Origin of the sequence: Thermosynechococcus sp. B3 (genome assembly GCF_030323045.1) — a bacterium.
Classification (GTDB): Bacteria; Cyanobacteriota; Cyanobacteriia; order Thermosynechococcales; family Thermosynechococcaceae; genus Thermosynechococcus.
On record NZ_CP097584.1, the window covers coordinates 2035985 to 2052571 of the forward strand.

At 54.7% G+C, this 16587-nt stretch carries 19 protein-coding genes and 1 riboswitch; of the genes, 6 read left to right on the plus strand and 13 right to left on the minus strand.

Annotation, left to right across the window (positions count from 1 at the left end):
* The first annotated feature begins 19 nt into the window (after window positions 1–19).
* Window positions 20–158: riboswitch (cyclic di-AMP (ydaO/yuaA leader) on the plus strand.
* An 87-nt stretch (window positions 159–245) separates the two neighbouring features.
* Complete coding sequence (locus M0646_RS10080) at window positions 246–1595, plus strand: ArsB/NhaD family transporter (RefSeq protein WP_286625574.1); 1350 nt, start codon at window positions 246–248, stop codon at window positions 1593–1595.
* Between the two features lie 17 nt (window positions 1596–1612).
* Here the strand turns inward: M0646_RS10080 and M0646_RS10085 are convergent, their stop codons facing one another.
* The 6 genes from M0646_RS10085 to M0646_RS10110 all read right to left on the minus strand — a co-directional run bounded on the left by M0646_RS10085 (window position 1613) and on the right by M0646_RS10110 (window position 6457).
* The gene (locus tag M0646_RS10085; RefSeq protein WP_149820486.1) at window positions 1613–1858 is read right to left on the minus strand and encodes a 2Fe-2S iron-sulfur cluster-binding protein; all 246 of its coding nucleotides are present in this window, start codon (window positions 1856–1858) and stop codon (window positions 1613–1615) included.
* Entirely contained in the window at window positions 1855–2850 is a 996-nt protein-coding gene (locus M0646_RS10090) for an aspartate carbamoyltransferase catalytic subunit (RefSeq protein WP_149820488.1), read from the minus strand. Before M0646_RS10090 ends, M0646_RS10085 begins: the two co-directional genes overlap by 4 nt.
* The gene (locus tag M0646_RS10095) at window positions 2847–3365 is read right to left on the minus strand and encodes a phosphoribosyltransferase (RefSeq protein WP_149820490.1); all 519 of its coding nucleotides are present in this window, start codon (window positions 3363–3365) and stop codon (window positions 2847–2849) included. The genes M0646_RS10090 and M0646_RS10095 overlap by 4 nt, the downstream gene beginning before the upstream one ends.
* 5 nt (window positions 3366–3370) lie before the next feature.
* On the minus strand, window positions 3371–4306 hold the full coding sequence (locus M0646_RS10100; RefSeq protein ID WP_286649606.1) for a phytoene synthase: 936 nt from the start codon (window positions 4304–4306) through the stop codon (window positions 3371–3373).
* On the minus strand, window positions 4290–5723 hold the full coding sequence (pds, locus tag M0646_RS10105) for a 15-cis-phytoene desaturase (RefSeq protein ID WP_286625576.1): 1434 nt from the start codon (window positions 5721–5723) through the stop codon (window positions 4290–4292). Before pds ends, M0646_RS10100 begins: the two co-directional genes overlap by 17 nt.
* A gap of 98 nt (window positions 5724–5821) precedes the next feature.
* Window positions 5822–6457: a chorismate lyase gene (locus tag M0646_RS10110; RefSeq protein WP_190278063.1), complete on the minus strand. Its 636-nt coding sequence runs from the start codon at window positions 6455–6457 to the stop codon at window positions 5822–5824.
* Window positions 6458–6584: 127 nt separating this feature from the next.
* On the opposite strand from M0646_RS10110, the gene M0646_RS10115 reads away from it, so the two are divergent.
* The 3 genes from M0646_RS10115 (at window position 6585) to M0646_RS10125 (ending at window position 9898) form a co-directional block, all read left to right on the plus strand.
* Window positions 6585–7241 carry a Mo-dependent nitrogenase C-terminal domain-containing protein gene (locus M0646_RS10115; protein ID WP_286625578.1) on the plus strand — a complete coding sequence of 219 codons (657 nt, stop codon included), beginning with the start codon at window positions 6585–6587 and terminating at the stop codon, window positions 7239–7241.
* Between the two features lie 19 nt (window positions 7242–7260).
* Window positions 7261–8583, plus strand: coding sequence for a 30S ribosomal protein S12 methylthiotransferase RimO (gene rimO, locus M0646_RS10120; protein ID WP_286625579.1), 1323 nt, complete (start codon window positions 7261–7263; stop codon window positions 8581–8583).
* A gap of 76 nt (window positions 8584–8659) precedes the next feature.
* Window positions 8660–9898, plus strand: coding sequence for a sensor histidine kinase KdpD (locus tag M0646_RS10125; RefSeq protein ID WP_190278065.1), 1239 nt, complete (start codon window positions 8660–8662; stop codon window positions 9896–9898).
* Here M0646_RS10125 and M0646_RS10130 read toward each other — a convergent pair.
* Window positions 9868–10722, minus strand: a complete 855-nt coding sequence (locus tag M0646_RS10130; RefSeq protein ID WP_286625580.1) for a DNA-formamidopyrimidine glycosylase — start codon at window positions 10720–10722, stop codon at window positions 9868–9870. The two genes, M0646_RS10125 and M0646_RS10130, sit on opposite strands and share 31 nt — an antisense overlap.
* 11 nt (window positions 10723–10733) lie before the next feature.
* Entirely contained in the window at window positions 10734–10964 is a 231-nt protein-coding gene (locus tag M0646_RS10135; protein WP_011057407.1) for a photosystem I reaction center subunit IV, read from the minus strand.
* 200 nt (window positions 10965–11164) lie between these two features.
* On the opposite strand from M0646_RS10135, the gene M0646_RS10140 reads away from it, so the two are divergent.
* Window positions 11165–11503, plus strand: a complete 339-nt coding sequence (locus M0646_RS10140) for an STAS domain-containing protein (protein ID WP_149820504.1) — start codon at window positions 11165–11167, stop codon at window positions 11501–11503.
* Between the two features lie 27 nt (window positions 11504–11530).
* On the opposite strand, the gene M0646_RS10145 is transcribed toward M0646_RS10140, so the two are convergent.
* Genes M0646_RS10145 through M0646_RS10160 form a run of 4 tightly spaced genes read right to left on the minus strand, consistent with a single transcriptional unit; the run spans window position 11531 to window position 14961 of the window.
* Complete coding sequence (locus tag M0646_RS10145; RefSeq protein ID WP_149820506.1) at window positions 11531–12592, minus strand: 3-deoxy-7-phosphoheptulonate synthase; 1062 nt, start codon at window positions 12590–12592, stop codon at window positions 11531–11533.
* A 35-nt stretch (window positions 12593–12627) separates the two neighbouring features.
* On the minus strand, window positions 12628–13764 hold the full coding sequence (locus M0646_RS10150; RefSeq protein WP_149820508.1) for an LptF/LptG family permease: 1137 nt from the start codon (window positions 13762–13764) through the stop codon (window positions 12628–12630).
* Window positions 13765–13766: 2 nt separating this feature from the next.
* Entirely contained in the window at window positions 13767–14555 is a 789-nt protein-coding gene (lptB, locus tag M0646_RS10155; protein WP_286625582.1) for an LPS export ABC transporter ATP-binding protein, read from the minus strand.
* Window positions 14515–14961, minus strand: a complete 447-nt coding sequence (locus M0646_RS10160; RefSeq protein ID WP_149820512.1) for an LptA/OstA family protein — start codon at window positions 14959–14961, stop codon at window positions 14515–14517. Before M0646_RS10160 ends, lptB begins: the two co-directional genes overlap by 41 nt.
* A gap of 60 nt (window positions 14962–15021) precedes the next feature.
* Between M0646_RS10160 and holA the strand changes: the two genes are divergently transcribed.
* Window positions 15022–16029, plus strand: a complete 1008-nt coding sequence (gene holA, locus M0646_RS10165; protein ID WP_286649607.1) for a DNA polymerase III subunit delta — start codon at window positions 15022–15024, stop codon at window positions 16027–16029.
* On the opposite strand, the gene M0646_RS10170 is transcribed toward holA, so the two are convergent.
* Complete coding sequence (locus tag M0646_RS10170) at window positions 15966–16421, minus strand: hypothetical protein (protein ID WP_286625585.1); 456 nt, start codon at window positions 16419–16421, stop codon at window positions 15966–15968. The genes holA and M0646_RS10170 overlap by 64 nt on opposite strands.
* Window positions 16422–16587 lie beyond the last annotated feature (166 nt).

Genomic DNA, 16587 nt, shown 5'->3' on the forward strand with positions numbered 1-16587 from the left:
GCTACGTTGAGTAGCAATTTATCTTTTTATGCCTAATCTGAGCCTTGGCAGCTTGGAGCGGAGGAACCAACGAATCAGGGGCGCATTCTCCACCGAGAAAGGATACCACTGAATCCTAGCCCGTCAGCTAACTTCGTCGGCATTCAGTTGGAGACTGGCTGTTTTTCACAACTGCTCAGTGTTCCAGTGATTCGGTTTCGTGGGGTTGACCGAATTTGTTACCTTAGAAACTTTTAGGAAGCCCAATGCTGATTGAACACTGGCATACATTCGCTGCTGGCACGATCTTCCTAGGCGTGATCCTCCTGATCATGACCGAGTGGATCAACATTACCATTGCAGCCTTTTTGGGCGCGATTCTCCTCGTCTTTCTCAACATTATGACCCTTGGGGAGGCCATTAGCTACATTGGCCGCAGTCACGGTACTCTCGCTCTCTTTTTCGGTGTCATGGTTCTGGTCCGCGCCTTTGAACCGACCAAGGTATTTGAGTATCTGGCCACCCAAATGGTGATCCTTGCCCGAGGTCAGGGAAAACGCCTGCTGCTGGGGATCGTGGCTCTGACAACCCCCATCTGTGCCGTACTGCCCAATGCCACAACAGTGATGCTCCTTGCCCCCCTGTTGCCCCCCATGGCGGCTGAAGTGGGGGTGGACTTTGTCCCCCTGATTATCTTGATGGTGATTGTCTCCAATAGCGCTGGCTTGCTGACCCTTGTCGGGGATCCAGCGACTTATATTGTCGGGGATGCCATTAATCTCAGCTTTGCCGATTATCTCCTGCGTCTCAGCTTAGGGGGGGTACTGGCAATCGCTGTCATTGTTTTTTGTCTGCCGGTTCTCTTTCGCCGCATTTGGCGCAAAGAACTCAACTCCCTTGATCACTTGCCCCACCCCAAAATTAATCATCCCCGCACCCTAGCGGTGGGTTGTGTGATCATCGTCTTTGTCTTGACCTTCTTTGTTATTGGCGATGGCATGGTCGTCAAAGTGTCTCCCCCTGCGGTCGCTTTAATGGGGGCTGCCCTTGCACTCCTTTTATCCCATCAAAGCAAAATCGATACGGTCACCCACATTCTGCGGGATGTGGACTGGGCCACCCTGATCTTTTTTATGAGCATTTTTGTCTTGATCGGTGGCCTAGAAAAAACCGGCATCATTGGTCAACTCTCCCACCTCCTCGCCATTCTCATTGGCCAAAATATCTTTTTTGGCTCCCTGCTGCTCTTATTTGCGATTGGCATTCTCTCTAGCGTCATTCCCAATATCCCCCTTGTGGTGGCGATGGTGCCACTGCTGAAAAAATACCTTGTCGATGTGGGTCTAGCAGGTTCAGAAATTCTCCACCCTGGTTATGGGGGTGATTTGCCCCCCCAGGTGCTGCCCCTGTTCTATGCCATGATGCTAGGGGCAACGTTGGGCGGCAATGCCACGCTGGTCGGCGCCTCTGCCAACATTGTTGGTGCCGGAATTGCGGAACTCCATGGCCGCCGCATTAGCTTCAAAACCTTTCTGCGCTATGGGGTGCCGATTACGGCGTTGCAGTTGGGGGTTTCAGCACTCTTTCTAACTGTGCGCTTTCTCATTTGGCGCTAAGGGTTTGATTCCTGTGATCACCACGTGGGATCTCGAAAGACATAGGCAGTAATCTGGGTGCCATCCTCGCCATCGCCCGCGATCGTAGAGATACAAGCGCGAATTTCTTCGCCGTCCTCGAGTTCCAGAGTGCAGGCGCCACACGTCCCCATACGACAGCCGGTGGGAATTTCAATCCCGGCACGCTCAGCGACGCTCAACCAACTTTCACCCACTTCGGCCTCGACGCAGACCTGATCCGGCAGAAACGTCACCCTAATCATGCCTTGACCTCATGGTACGTTCCCATCAAATACAGTAACGCCATCCGTACCGCCACACCACTGGTCACCTGCTGATTCACTAAACTGAACTGCGGATCATCCAGCAATGCCGAACTCAATTCCACACCGCGATTCACCGGTCCTGGATGCAAAACCCGCACCTCCGGTCGGCACAGGTGCAGCCGTTCATGGGTGATACCAAACTGCTGATGGTACTCCCGCAAACTGGGAATCAGGTGCTGATCCATGCGTTCCCGTTGCAGGCGCAGCGTCATCACAATATCGGCATCAGCAAGGGCAGGTTCCAGTGTCCAGTGGAGCGTTGCGCCGTACTCTGCAAATTCGGCGGGTAACAGGGTGGGGGGGCCAGCCAAATGCACGTCAGCACCGGCCGTTTTCAGGCTATAGAGGTTCGATCGCGCCACACGGGAATGGCGAATATCGCCAATAATGGCCACTTTCTTTCCCTGCAATAGGGCACAGCGGGGTTGACGTGAATCGTAGAGTTGACAAAGGGTAAACAGATCCAGCAGCGCTTGGGAGGGATGCTCGTGCAGGCCATCACCGGCATTGAGAACCGCCACCTGACCGCCAAGGCGATCCATTTCCGCCGCAATTGTATGGGGCACCCCCGACTGCTGATGGCGAATCACCATGAATTCTGCCCCCATCGCCCACAGGGTCTTAGCCGTATCGAGGATCGTTTCCCCTTTACTCAGGGCCGAGGTACCGGGGGAAAAGTTGAGAATATCCGCAGAAAGACGTTTGGCCGCCAGTTCAAAGCTATTGCGGGTGCGCGTCGAGCTTTCAAAGAAAAGATTAGCAACCACCCGCGCTTGCAGGGTGGGGACTTTCTTAGTGCGACGATTCAGGACTTCCTGAAAACTGAGCGCTGTTTGCAGCACAATATCTAGCTCCGCCACCGTAAAGTCTTGCAGGGAGAGGACGTGGCGACGCTGCCATTGGAGGGGGGGAGTGAGGGTAGGCGTCATGGACAGGGGGTTAGGGTTTGAGCAAGATCAGCCGCTGTCAGTTGTTCGTAGCGTTCAAAGGGTTGATGGATCCAAGGATTTTCAGGCAGGTAATGAACATAGTAGTCCGGACGAATACAAGAGGCCGCTTTATACCAGAGAACGGCAGTGCGCACTTCCTCCACCGCAAAGCCATATTTGACCTCTAGCCAGCGCAGGGTTTTCTGCAAAGAAAGGCCGGAATCCACCAAATCATCCACTAAGAGGACATGACTGCCAAGGGTAGCAGTCGTCATGGTCAAGTCCCGCGCAAAGGTGATGCGACCCCGCTCTTGGTTATTGACACCGCCATAGGAGGACACCGCCAGAATCGCGAGGGGTTGATTAAACAAGCGGCTGAGAATGTCCCCTACCCGCAGCCCCCCCTTGGCCAAGCAGAGGATTTGATTGAACTGCCATCCCGATTCATAGATAGCGATCGCCAACTGTTCAATGGTGCGATGGTACTCGTCCCAATCCACGTAGAGATCTGCCATGGTGCCTAAAAGCTGGCCTTGAACCAAGAAATGGGGATAAACAGCAGCTTGCGCCAGTCAGAGACAAAGGCGCGCCGATTAAAGACATCGTAATCGTTGGCTTCGATGACATCAAGAATCTGGCGATAGAGCATCAACGCCGACCACACGGGCCAACGGGCATCCCGCTCTAGGTAAGCCACCCCCACTTCGGCTTCCCGATAAAATTGCCGTGCCCGCTGAATTTGAAAGCGCATCAGTGCCCGCCAGCGATCGTCAATCACCCCCCGCTGCAAGTCTTCTTCGGTGTAGTTAAAGGTAGCCAAGTCCTCTAGGGGCAGATAGATACGCCCCCGCCGCATATCTTCGCCCACATCCCGCAGGATATTGGTGAGTTGATTGGCAATGCCAAGGGCAATGGCTTGATCCTTGAGGGTGCCTTTGGCCTGATAGGGATCCACCCAAGGGGAACACAGGCGATCGCTGTAGGGGTCTCCCCCCATCACCTCAAGGGACATGAGGCCGACGGTACCGGCAACGCGGTAGCAATAGAGTTCTAGTTCAGCAAAGGTTTCATAGCGACTGCGGTGCAAGTCCATCCGCTGGCCAGCAATCATGTCCCGAAAGGGCTGGATGTCGAGGGGGTACTGTTCCAGCGTCGCCGTCAATGCCAAGTCCATACCATCGTGGGGACGACCGGCAAAAATATCCTCAAGGCGCGCTTCCCACTCATCAAGGGTGGCCATTGTTGTCGTTGCGGCTTGGGGGCCATCCACCAGTTCATCGGTGCGCCGACACCAGACGTAAATCGCCCAAATGGCACGGCGCTTGGCGGGGGGCATCAACAGCGTGCCGAGGTAAAACGTCTTGGCATAGGCGGCAGTGACCTGACGACACAGCTCGTAGGCTTCGTCGAGGGAAATCAGGGGAGGGACGTACTCGGCTCTAGGCAGTTGCAGCATTGGCGACAGTCTGAGTAGAGGGTTTGGGGGGCTGTGGGGCGTTGCTCTCTGCGAGCCGCTTCGCGATCGCCTGCGCTGTCAGCTTACCAGAAAGTACCGCCCCTTCCATACTCCCTAGGTAGGGCTGCATCGTGTAGCTCCCCGCAAGGAAGAAGTTGGGAATGGGCGTGGCCTGATCCGGACGAAAGGCTTGGCGACCGGGGGTGGCTTTATAGACTGAGCGGGGGGTTTTCACCACCGCCGTTTTCAGCACTTTAGCAGGTTCCGGTAGGTGATTGGGGAAGAGTTTGGCCAGTTCCGCAAGGGTCGCCTCAACAATCTCCTCATCACTGCGGCCAATCCACTCCGCAGCAGGCGCCAATACCAGCTCTAACATTGACTTGTCGGGATCGGCATAGCCCTTGCAGGTTTCGCTCATATCGGCATAAACACTCAACAGGGGCGATCGCGAGAAGAGCAGGTGATCTACCGTCGGCAATTTGCGATCAAACCAGATTTGGACATTAATCACAGGGACGCCTTCGAGGCCATTGAGTTTCTGGAAAAAGGGTAGGTCTTGCCACGGCTGCGGCAGCAGCAGTTTAATGGCATCCACCGACATCGCTGAGACATAGGCATCCGCTGTGACTTCAAAGCGCTGTTGCCCCTCGCGATCGGCCATGACAAAGGACTGCACCGAGAGATCTTCATTGAGGACAATCTCCCGCAGAGCCACATTGGTGTGCACTTCACCGCCCCGTGCGGTCACATAATCCACAATGGGCTGACACAACCGTTCGGGGGGTGCCCCATCCAAGAAGGCAATTTTTGAGCCATAGCGTTCCCGCAGAAAGCGGTTCATCGCCGTCAGGGGAATCGTGGCCGAGACCTCATCGGGGTTCAGGAAGGTCAGTGCCTTTGAGGCCGCAATAAAAATGTCGGAGTTTACCCGCTCATCAATCCCTTGGCGTTGCAGCCATTCGAGGAGGGTGTACTTGTCCATTGCCTCGACGTATTTTTGGCCGCGCACGATCGCTGGCCACAGCCCCAAGGCAAAGCGGAATTTCTGCTCCCACGTCAGCATATCGTTGTTGCGCAAAATGGAGAGCAGTACATTAAAAGGCGAAGGAATATCGGGAACATCAAACCACGAGAGCACCCCCGGCTTTTCGGGTTGGTTAAAAATCAGGGCATGGCGTTTCCATTGCAGGCGATCGCTAATCCCCAATTCCGCTAGGAGTTGCAGCATATTGGGGTAGGCACCAAAAAAGGCGTGCAAGCCCGTTTCCACCCAATCCCCATCGGTATCCTGCCATGCCGCCACCAAGCCACCAAGGACATTGGCACGCTCAAACACCATGGGGGTATGTCCTGCATCCACTAGATACTTGGCGCAAGCTAAGCCCGCTAAGCCACCACCGGCAATTGCAACTCGCATGAATGACGCTACCCTAACTGACGAAGATGAACGCAACCCCCTAGGGGAACAAAAAGCTGTTCATATTATATTTACAAAACGTTACGGAGACACCCGCTTTAGCCTAATGTTGGGGCTGAATTTGCCAAATAGGCTGTACTTCCCATCGGACCAAGGTACCGGCAGAGGTAGGGCGAAAAGACTTCATAAATCAGCGTAATGGGACGGCGATCGTGCCAAAAGAGATAATGCCGCCCCCAAAAAGGCCCCGCTTCGCCAAAGGCTGCCGCCAAGGTTCCAGAGTGCCCGAGATACACCGCCTGAATGTCGCGGTAAAGCTCCACCTTGCGTTGGGCGAGGTTCGTCCAAATGGGCATGGCACGGTTTTGCAAATACTCATCCACATGGGCAGCTTCCCACCAAGAGGTGGCGTAGGCCAAACGTTGACCTGAAGCGGTGCGTAGCCACACTTGACGCCGCAGCCGCGGGCCGGGAATGAGTTGCAGTTGCGCCGGGGCGCGATCGCTGGCATGGCCAATGGCCGACATATCTATCACGTCCACTTCCGTGGTTTCACCCGTCAGCAGTTGCAAGTGGCGGGTGGGGGAGCCATCCCCGAGAATCAGGATTTGCCACGCCGGCGCTAAAAGATCATGGGGCAATCCTTGGGCGATCGCCGCCGCGTCCCCCTGCCAAATGGGATCAAGGGCATACCAAGGGGTTGAGCAAGTGGAGGGCAACAGCGAAACAGTCAAGGATGTGACACAGTGCTTAACAAAACTTCGTCAATTGTAGCAAGGATTTTATCCGTCCTTCAGGATGGCACGAAAGACCCAGACCTAGAGTACAGTCGTAGTGAGCAGCAATCTTGGGGCAATCTCTATGGCAACCACCGCAGCATCTACCCTTGAACTGACACCGGAACAAACGGCCATTTGGATTAAGGGTCTCTTGAGCATTGCCGGCGCCGATGGTCACTTTGATCCCGAAGAGAAGCAACTGATTGCGAGCCTGATTCGCGAGGAAATTGCCCCAGAAATTGATCTTGAACATTTTGCTCCAGTCACCGATGAAGAGCTGGTGGCCACCTTTGGCGGCGATCGCGCCCTTGCGGAAAATTTCGTGCGCACAGCCGTAATGGTGGCGCTTGCCAATGGCATTTACTCCCAATCGGAGGATGCCGAACTGCAACGCTTCTGCAACGCCTTGGGACTGGAAATTACTGCCCTTGAGTCCCTGAAGCACACCCTTGATGGTCAGCACGAGAGCAATGAACAAACCCTGCGCCTATTGGATCCCGTGCGCCACTGGCTGGATGGTTTAGAGGTCAAAGATGCCAAGGTGGCTCGCTTTCTCTGCCGCCTGATTCCCCCCCAATGCCCCTTTGAGCGCGACATTACCCTTTTTGGTCGCAAGATTGTCCATATTCCCCCCCTCTGTAAACTCAATCCCCTTTATGATCAATTAGTGGGGTTGCGCTTCCGCTCGCTCAGCTATTTGGCCGACGAGTGTGGTGAAGATATTACCCCCTACTGTTAGATGCTGCTGACCCGTTTAGATGCCAAACCCAACTAAACCGAAAATTGCCTTTGCCCACCTTGGCTGTGATAAGAACCGCGTGGATACGGAGCACATGATTGGTCTCCTTGCGGCAGCGGGCTATGGGGTGGGTACCGATGAAACCGAAGCCGACTACGTTATTGTCAATACCTGTAGCTTTATCCAAGCCGCCCGCGAAGAGTCGGTGCGCACACTGGTAGAACTGGCAGAAGCCAATAAGAAGATTGTGATCACAGGCTGCTTAGCGCAGCATTTTCAAGGGGAACTCTTGGCGGAGCTTCCTGAGGCGGTGGCCGTCGTTGGCAGTGGCGATTACCAGCACATTGTTGAGGTGATTGAGCGGGTAGAAACGGGTGAGCGGGTGCAACAAATTAGTGCTGTGCCCACCTACATTGCCGATGAAACCGTTCCTCGCTACCGCACCACGCCGGAACCGGTGGCCTATCTGCGGATTGCTGAGGGCTGTGACTATCGCTGTGCCTTTTGTATCATTCCCCATCTGCGGGGCAACCAGCGATCGCGCCCCATTGAGTCCATTGTCAGTGAAGCCCATCAACTCGCCAGCGAGGGCGTCCAAGAAATCATTATTGTTTCCCAAATTACCACCAACTATGGCATTGATCTCTATGGTCAACCCCAACTCGCGGCGCTGATTCGTGCCCTTGGCAAAGTGGATGTGCCTTGGATTCGCTTGCACTACGCCTATCCCACGGGGCTAACGCCTGAGGTGATTGCAGCGATGCGGGAAACTCCTAACATCTTGCCCTATCTTGATTTGCCGTTGCAACATTCCCACCCAGAGGTGCTGCGCGCTATGAATCGGCCGTGGCAAGCGGGGGTGAACGATCGCCTGATTGAACGGTTACGGCAGGACTTACCCGAAGCAGTGATGCGGACGACGTTTATTGTTGGCTTCCCCGGTGAGACTGAGCACCACTTTGAGCATCTTTGCCAGTTTGTGCAGCGCCATGAATTTGACCATGTGGGGGTCTTTACCTACTCCGCCGAGGAAGGGACTGCCGCCTATGATCTGCCGGATCAGGTTCCAGAGGAAATCAAAATGGCGCGGCGCGATCGCCTGATGCAACTGCAACAACCCATTGCCCAGCGCAAAAATGCCGCTGAAGTGGGCAAAACCATGCCTGTCCTCATTGAGCAGGAAAACCCGCAAACTGGGGAACTGATTGGACGATCGCCCCGCTTTGCCCCGGATGTGGATGGCGTGGTTTATGTCAAGGGAGCTGCCACCTTGGGCACAATTGTCCCCGTAGAAATCACCGCTGCTGATATTTACGATCTGTACGGCATCATCCCCACCTAAGTTCGGTTTTACTCCTAGGCAGATTGGAATCATTGGGGCTATGGTCGAGGCAGTTGGGGACGTTGCATCGGCTGCTATGGGACGCTCGCATTCCACCATTGATCGGTATGATACCCGTGCTGGCGATCGCTTTTGGCAGTGGCAAGCGGGGGTTGCTGCCTTAGAAAGATTATTGGCAGTTACGCATCCCATTGAGGGCTTTTTAGTCTCCTTCCCCAGCCTCATTCTTCAAGATTGTCCCCTAAAAACCTATGTCCTCATGCCCCAGGGGCGATCGCTGCCCTACCTGCCCCCCACAGACACCCATCCTGCTTTGCCGGCAATGACCCTTTTGCCCGCAGCGCGAGAAGGCATGAATCCCTTTTGCCTACTACTGAGTCCAGAGGTTAATCTTTTACTGATCTATCAAGGGGAGCGCGGACTGCACTTTTCCTTTGCTCCTGAGGAAATTCATGCTTTTTGGCAGCAGTTGCGGCAGCAACTTCCCTTAGCCGATCTCGACCCCATTGATCAGTGGCTGGCCAGTGTGGAGATGGTGCCCCCCAGCTATCGTTTGGTGAGTCAGTTTGGTCAATGGCTGCTGGACTATAGTCAACCGGCGGCCACGCCCCTGACTGTGACTTCTACCCCCATGGCTGCGGACATTAGCCTGCTGCAAGCCCTTTCCCACGAGGTGCGCACTCCCCTCACCACCATCAATACCTTTATCCAATTGCTACAACGGCAAGAGAATCTACCGCAGCGCACGTACCAGTATCTGCAAAAGATTGGTCAAGAGATTCAAGATCAAATCACCCGCTTTAATCTCCTGAGTGATGCCGCCGAAATCTTCACCAGTCCTAGCCCCAAACCCCCCCTTGCGTTTGGGCGGACCCACTTGACGGAACTCTTCACAACCAACTTGGCTCGCTGGCAAAAGCAGGCGGCGCGTCGTCAGGTCAAATTGGTTCTTGATTATCCGCCCAATTTACCCCTTGTTCTCAGTGATCCAACGTCTTTAGATCAGGTCTTGACCGGGTTAGTGGAATACTATAGCCAAACCCTTGCCCCAGAGAGTGAACTGCAATTGGTGGTGCAGCGGGCAGGGCAGCACGTGAAGCTAGAATTGCGATCGCCCCAGTACAAACACCGCAGCGATCTGGCCGCCTTGGGGCACCTGCTCCTGTGGCATCCCGCAACCGGGCAACTGAGTCTCAACTTTCAGGCGGCAAAACTCTTAATAGAAGCGGTCGGCGCTAAGGTCATTCAACGGCGCGATCGCCAAGCGGGCGAAATTCTCACCCTTTATTTGCCCATTGCGGAAGAGAGTGGCTGACAGCGAGGACAATAGTGACTGGAGCGTCCTGCCAAGCGCAGCCGTTCAATCGTTGTGCCACAGACGCGGCAGGCTTCCCCCTTGCGACCATAAACCCATGCCTGCCCCCCATAGCGACCATTCACCCCCGTCGGAGTGACAAAGCTACGAATTGTCGTACCGCCCGCTGCAATCGCTTCCCTCAGCACTTGGCGAATCACCTGATGGAGGTGAACGATCTGCTCAATCGTTAGGGTGTAGGTGGGTAGGGCGGGGTGCAGACCACTCAAGAAAAGACTTTCATCGGCATAGATATTCCCCATGCCCGCAACAACGGTTTGATCTAAGAGCGCCGTTTTTAGCGCGCGACGATAATGCACCAACCGCTCCGCCAAGAACCAAACTGTAAAGGCCTCACTCAGGGGTTCTGGTGCCAAGCTGGCCAGTGTGGGAATCGCCGTTTCGGGGCGGCAGTGTGCAGGAATCCACCAACAGCGACCAAACGTCCGTTGATCCACAAAGCGGAGTTCCGCCCCCGTTGCGAAAAACCAGCGTACACGGGTATGGGGGCAGGGAGGCTGGGGAGTCGTCAGCCACAACAACTGGCCGCTCATGCGCAGATGAATCACGAGGCGACTGCCGTCATTGAGGGCGGCCAAAAGGTACTTGCCCCGCCGATGCCACTGTTGAATAGAGCGATCGCACAGGTGATCAATAAACGCTTGCGGCTCTTCCGGAAGCGCAATAGAACGGGCTAGAAGCACCTCGACCCCCACAATGGGTTGCCCAAGGGTGACCACCTCTAGCCCACGACGTACGGTTTCAACTTCCGGTAATTCCGGCACGGTCTCAGAAACTATTTCCCTTTTTTGGGCGGAGCCACTTCTTGCACTTCGTGCAGCGCAAAGTTATTGGTATTCACACCGCTGGCACTGCCGCTGTAGCCGGTGTAATTGACTTTGTCGAAGCGCACAATCACAGGATATTTGACGCCGGGGGTTTGATCCACAGAGGCGACGGTACCCACTTCGTTGTACCAGTAGGATTCAGGGCGGAGAATCTTGACTTTAGAACCACGTTGCACCATGAGTTATCGTCCTAAAAATTTCTCAACGGCTAGAGTTAAGCCTACTATGACTACTACGGCTTGTTACGCTCGCTCCACAAAATTTCACAGAGCACCCCATCTCTGGAACCCAGCAAAGGGCGGTTATGGGTTGGTCGCGTGACGAATCTCGGTAAAAAAAGGCTGTATACTAGCGGGGAACTCCTTTCCATCATCCTGTTATGGCCAATACTGTCGAAGTGATTAAGCTGTCTGGGGTCTTTGGTGGCCCCCAAGCTCAGGAATTTCGTCAAACCATTAGTGAGCTGGTTCAAGGGGGGACTCAAGCCCTATTGCTGGATTGTGGTGAGGTCACCTTCATTGATAGTTCTGGCTTAGGCGCTCTTGTTGTTGCCCTAAAAACGGTCCGGGCAGGTGGGGGACAGCTTTACCTATGCAATATTCCCAAGCAGATGATGATGCTCTTTGAACTCACGAGCATGGATAAGGTCTTTCACATCCTCAAAAATGAGGAAGAATTCTTTTCATTGAATCTACCTTCCCAAGGGGCAAGTAACTAGCTTCCCCTGCTACAATAGGCGATTCAGTTATCTGGCAACCAGTTGTGACCCCACCGCACTAGCCAATTCTTCGAGCATCGTTACTGTTGTCGCAAAGTCCACGCAGGGATCGGTAATACTTTGACCATAGACCAACTGCGAAAGATCCTTGGGAATCGGTTGATTACCCGCCTTGAGATGGCTCTCGATCATCACACCCGCCAAATAACGGGAACCTTGCTGTACCTGCTGGGCAAGATTTTCACACACTAGCACTTGGCGTTGGGCATCTTTGGCAGCGTTGGCATGGCTACAATCCACCATCAGGCGGGGGGTGAGTCCCTTACGCTCTAGGAGGGCAGCCGCCATTTCGATGTGAGCGGCAGAATAGTTAGGGCCCTCTTTGCCGCCGCGCAGTACAAGGTGAGTATCGGGATTCCCAGTGGTGGCAACAATACTGGCACGGCCTTCAGCATTAATTCCCAGAAAATGGTGCGACTGCTGTGCCGCGATCATGGCATTAATTGCCGAATCTAAGTGACCATCAGTGCCATTTTTGAAGCCTACGGGCATCGAGAGACCCGACGCCATTTGACGGTGGGTTTGGCTTTCCGTCGTACGAGCACCAATGGCGGTCCAACTCACAACGTCAGCAATGTACTGGGGAATGATTGGATCGAGCAATTCTGTAGCGGCGGGCATCCCCAAGTTGGCCAAATCCAGCAGCAGCTTGCGTGCGAGGCGTAACCCAGTGTTGATATCATAGCTGCCATCGAGGTGCGGATCGTTGATCAGCCCTTTCCAGCCTACAGAAGTGCGTGGTTTTTCAAAATAAACCCGCATGACGATTTCAAGACTATCCCGCAGGCGATCGCGCAGCCGCGCCAACTTTTCCCCATATTCCAAGGCCGCCTTGACATCGTGAATTGAACAAGGCCCCACAATGACCAGCAGTCGGCGATCGCGCCCCTTGAAAATATCACGAATGCGATCGCGGGTTGTGGCCACAAGGGTGGCTTGGGATTCGGTCAGCGGCAAATCCGCCAGCAGGGTAGCAGGCGTCAACAAGGGTCGCGTCTCAACAACGTGAAGATCAAACGTTTGCGGCATGGATCAGCAATCAGCACTTTTTTCATCATACCTCTCTAGCTGCGATCCGCACGCCACAGTAGGGCGATCGCCACCACCAAGCCAATGCCGTGGGGCAACCACGCTGCTGCAAGGGGGGAGAGGGTGCCAATTGTCCCCAGTGCACCGAGAAAAAACGTGAGCACGTACTGACCAAACACCACCGCCACACTAATGCCAAATCCCTGCCGCCCCCGCCGTTGGGAGGGACTGAGGCCAAACCCCACCCCTAAAAGGGCAAAGACCACCGCCAAAAAGGGTTGGGCATAGGCCTGAGCCAAGTGAACCTTGAGGGCACGCACCAGTTCTGGCTCTTGATTGGGATCGAGACGTTGCAGCGCACGGCGTGCTTGGGTGATCGAGAGTTCATCCACATCCGTTGGCCGCAGTTGTTGAGATTGGGCAGGCCGCGGCAAGCGGATCTCCTGTTGGTCAAATTGCAACAGATTGCGGCTGACCCCCGTGTGGCTAATCAAATAGGCTATCCCCTGAGAGAGTAACCAGCGACTCTCACGCACATTCCACTCCGCGGATTCAGCGCTAATGACCTGAGTCACCTGCGGTTGCGAAAAGTCCAAAACCGTGATTCCCTGAATGCGGCTGCCATCAAAGCGATGCCCATAATACAGTCGCCGCACATCTCCTTGGCGATCGTACTCAGGGTAGAAAATATCGGTGCCTGAGCCGAGGGTACGCTGCTGTTGCAGTAACTCCCGCATGAGTTTTTGCGATTCATACTTGGCGATGGGTACGGCGATTTCATTGAGCGCAAGGGTCAACCCACTCACAAACAATGCAAAAACCACCACAGGGACGAGGACACGGCGCAGACAAATCCCCACACTGCGCAGCGCAACCCACTCCCCCTCCTCTGAGAGCCGACTCATCGCCCCCACAACCGCGAGCAACACGGCCATCGGAAACACCAAGACCAAGACGGTAGGCAGTTGATAGCCAATCAATTGCAGCAAAATCGTTAGGGGCAGTTGAGCATCGGCAATTTGTCGCACCAGATCAAAAATCGTGCCGACGGTCAGCGCCAAAGTGGTAAAGATTGTAACGCCAAAAACAAACCCCGGCAGCAGTAGCGAGAGAAGATACTGATCTAACTTGGGGAGGGTCGGCAGCCAGATCCGCCGCAGTGCTCTGATCATGTCTAGAAGCGAAAATCCTCACCGAGGTAGTATTGCCGCACTTTGGCATCCTGTGCCAATTCCCAGCTATTCCCTGCGGCTAAAATCTGCCCTTCCCGTAAAATGTAGGCGCGGTCAATAATTTCCAGCGTTTCCCGCACATTGTGATCGGTAATGAGAATGCCCATTTGGCGATCGCGCAGCTTGGCAATCATGTCCTGGAGGTCATGCACAGCAATGGGATCCACACCCGCAAAGGGTTCATCGAGCAGTAAAAAACTGGGTCCTTGGGTTCCTGCTGCTAAGGCACGGGCTAATTCGGTGCGCCGCCGTTCTCCCCCTGAGACTCGCCGACCGAGGGTGTGGGCAATGTGGGTCAAGCGAAATTCCGTCAGCAGTTGATCCAAGCGATCGCGCCACTGTCGCCGCGGCACTCCCGTCTCCTCTAAAACCAAGAGAATATTTTCAGCAACCGTCAACTGGCGAAAGATACTCGGTTCTTGGGGCAGATAGCCAATGCCCCGCCGTGCCCGCTGATGCAAGGGAGCTTGGGTAATATCCTCATCATCCAGCCATACTCGGCCATCATCCGGTCGTTCAATCCCCGTGGCCATGTAAAAGGTCGTCGTTTTCCCTGCACCATTGGGCCCCAGCAGACCCACCACTTCTCCCCGTGCCACCGAGAGACTGACGTGATCCACCACCCAACGACTGCCATACCGTTTACATACCCCCTCTAGGCGAAGCGTGGTCGGTAGCGCAAACCGCCCATTAGGGCTGCACAGGTGTAAGAATTTGTTGGTTAGGGTCATCGGGGATCATTAAAATAGATTCGACTTGGCGGCTGGGGGCGGGCAGAGCGACAAATTTTGCTTCCTCAATAAGATATGTGATGGTGTCAGCGCGGAGACTGTTCCCCTGTTGCAAAACATACACATTCCCACTGAGGACAATGCGCCCCTCCCGGCTAAAGTATTGTGCTTGTGCCGCCGTGGCCTGAATTTGGCGGGCGGGATAGCGCAGTTGCACATTGCCCCGTGCCGTGATCACGCCTGTGACGGCATTTGCCTGCTGCACATCCGCCAAGATGGTGAGGGCTTGGGAAGGCGTTTCTTGGGAGTCTGCGGGCTGCCAGAGGAGGGGAGCGATTGCTAACCCTACCCCCAGTGTACCCAGCGCCAAAAGGCGGGATGGCCATCGGGAACAAGATTGCAACATTTCCTTAAAGTCTCCGCCACAATGTCTTTATCCTAGTGGATAAGGGAAAATTTCCGCATCATGCCCGTTTACTTCTACTGGGGAGAAGATCAATTTCGACTCGAGCAGGCCGTCAAAGACCTACGGCAGCGGGTGGTTGATCCCCTGTGGGAGAGTTTTAACTTCGAAAAATTTGCTGGGGAGGATGCTGAGGCCGTTCAAGCCGCGTTGGCGCAGGTGATGACGCCGCCCTTTGGAGAAGGCGATCGCTTGGTGTGGCTGGTGAATACGACCTTGGGTCAACGCTGTAGTGCGGAACTACTCGCAGATTTAGAACTCACCTTGCCGCAAGTTCCTCCGAACTGTCATTTACTGCTCACCAGTAGCCAAAAACCCGACAGCCGCAGTAAAGCCGTCAAGCTGCTGCAACAGCATGGCACGATTCAGGAATTTAGTCCGATTGCCGCTTGGAAAACCGCTGAGATTGAACAGCAGATCCGTGAGGCGGCTCAACGCTATCCAGTCCGCCTGCCCCCAGAAGGAATACAACTGCTTGCCGAAGCCGTGGGCAATGACAGTCGCCAACTCCACAATGAATTAGAAAAATTGGCCTTGTTTGCGGGCGATCGCCCCCTTACCGCTGAAGACATCACCACCCTTGTTCATGCCACCCAACAAAGTAGCCTCACCCTTGCCAGTACCCTGCTGCGGGGAGACACAGCCACTGCCCTGAGCCAACTGGAGGACTTGCTACTCCAAAATGAACCCCCCTTGCGCCTTTTGGCCACCCTGACGAAACAATTTCGCACGTGGTTGTGGGTCAAGTTGCTCAGCCATGAGCGCGACAATCAACGCATTGCCAAGCTCGCCGAAGTGGGAAATCCGAAACGGGTCTATTTCCTGCAAAAAGAAGTGAACGCTGTTGCTTTGCCGGCCCTTCAAGCCTGTTTGCAGATTCTCTTAACCACGGAGTATCAACTCAAGCTAGGGGCTGAGCCAGTGGCGACTCTACGCCAAGGGATGATTCAGCTTTCCTTGGCCTGCTCACGGCGTTCTTGGGGCGATCGCTCTGGCGGCGGTGAGAATTGACTCGGCGGCAACCGCGAAGGTTTGCGACTGGGACGATTCCACGTTTGCCATGCGGCTTTTACCCCGGCAAAAACACTACGGGTGGTCACTTTCGCCTCTTGAACTTGGCGTTTTGCCGCTGCAATTCCTTGATCCACCTGCTTGACGACATTGCCCGCACTTTCTACCCCTTGGCTAATGTCATCGGTGAGATCGCTAATCTCCAGACCCGTCAAGCGAATTGCTTCTAGGGTAGGCGGCAGTTCACGCCCCAAGGTATCAAAGAGCTTTTCGGCACTGCGCGCCGCCCGTGCCAATTCCATAAATGCCGGAATCGCAGCAACCAGAACGGCTGCCAAGCATACGGCCACTAATACCAGTGACACCGCCAACCAAAAAATTGGTTCTGTCACGTTGGTTCGTCCACTGAATCCTGCGGGGGATGTGTCCCGATACTATCACGACTTCCCTAGGGACAACAGTTACGGGAGTGACGCCCAAGGCAAACGCCCATTCGAAAATTTAGGAAAGAGCCGTAACATTCATGGCCAAAACCAAGCGCAGCTAGCAAGTTTGCTA

Excerpts from the sequence above, each read along its gene's own strand:
- M0646_RS10100 (WP_286649606.1), bottom strand. The coding sequence starts at position 4,306 with ATGCTGCAACTGCCTAGAGCCGAGTACGTCCCTCCCCTGATTTCCCTC.
- M0646_RS10090 (WP_149820488.1), bottom strand. The coding sequence starts at position 2,850 with ATGACGCCTACCCTCACTCCCCCCCTCCAATGGCAGCGTCGCCACGTC.
- rimO (WP_286625579.1), top strand. The coding sequence starts at position 7,261 with ATGCCAAACCCAACTAAACCGAAAATTGCCTTTGCCCACCTTGGCTGT.
- M0646_RS10160 (WP_149820512.1), bottom strand. The coding sequence starts at position 14,961 with ATGTTGCAATCTTGTTCCCGATGGCCATCCCGCCTTTTGGCGCTGGGT.
- M0646_RS10135 (WP_011057407.1), bottom strand. The coding sequence starts at position 10,964 with ATGGTGCAACGTGGTTCTAAAGTCAAGATTCTCCGCCCTGAATCCTAC.
- holA (WP_286649607.1), top strand. The coding sequence starts at position 15,022 with ATGCCCGTTTACTTCTACTGGGGAGAAGATCAATTTCGACTCGAGCAG.
- M0646_RS10095 (WP_149820490.1), bottom strand. The coding sequence starts at position 3,365 with ATGGCAGATCTCTACGTGGATTGGGACGAGTACCATCGCACCATTGAA.
- M0646_RS10080 (WP_286625574.1), top strand. The coding sequence starts at position 246 with ATGCTGATTGAACACTGGCATACATTCGCTGCTGGCACGATCTTCCTA.
- M0646_RS10125 (WP_190278065.1), top strand. The coding sequence starts at position 8,660 with ATGGGACGCTCGCATTCCACCATTGATCGGTATGATACCCGTGCTGGC.
- pds (WP_286625576.1), bottom strand. The coding sequence starts at position 5,723 with ATGCGAGTTGCAATTGCCGGTGGTGGCTTAGCGGGCTTAGCTTGCGCC.
- M0646_RS10140 (WP_149820504.1), top strand. The coding sequence starts at position 11,165 with ATGGCCAATACTGTCGAAGTGATTAAGCTGTCTGGGGTCTTTGGTGGC.
- M0646_RS10145 (WP_149820506.1), bottom strand. The coding sequence starts at position 12,592 with ATGCCGCAAACGTTTGATCTTCACGTTGTTGAGACGCGACCCTTGTTG.
- M0646_RS10150 (WP_149820508.1), bottom strand. The coding sequence starts at position 13,764 with ATGATCAGAGCACTGCGGCGGATCTGGCTGCCGACCCTCCCCAAGTTA.
- M0646_RS10085 (WP_149820486.1), bottom strand. The coding sequence starts at position 1,858 with ATGATTAGGGTGACGTTTCTGCCGGATCAGGTCTGCGTCGAGGCCGAA.
- M0646_RS10115 (WP_286625578.1), top strand. The coding sequence starts at position 6,585 with ATGGCAACCACCGCAGCATCTACCCTTGAACTGACACCGGAACAAACG.
- lptB (WP_286625582.1), bottom strand. The coding sequence starts at position 14,555 with ATGACCCTAACCAACAAATTCTTACACCTGTGCAGCCCTAATGGGCGG.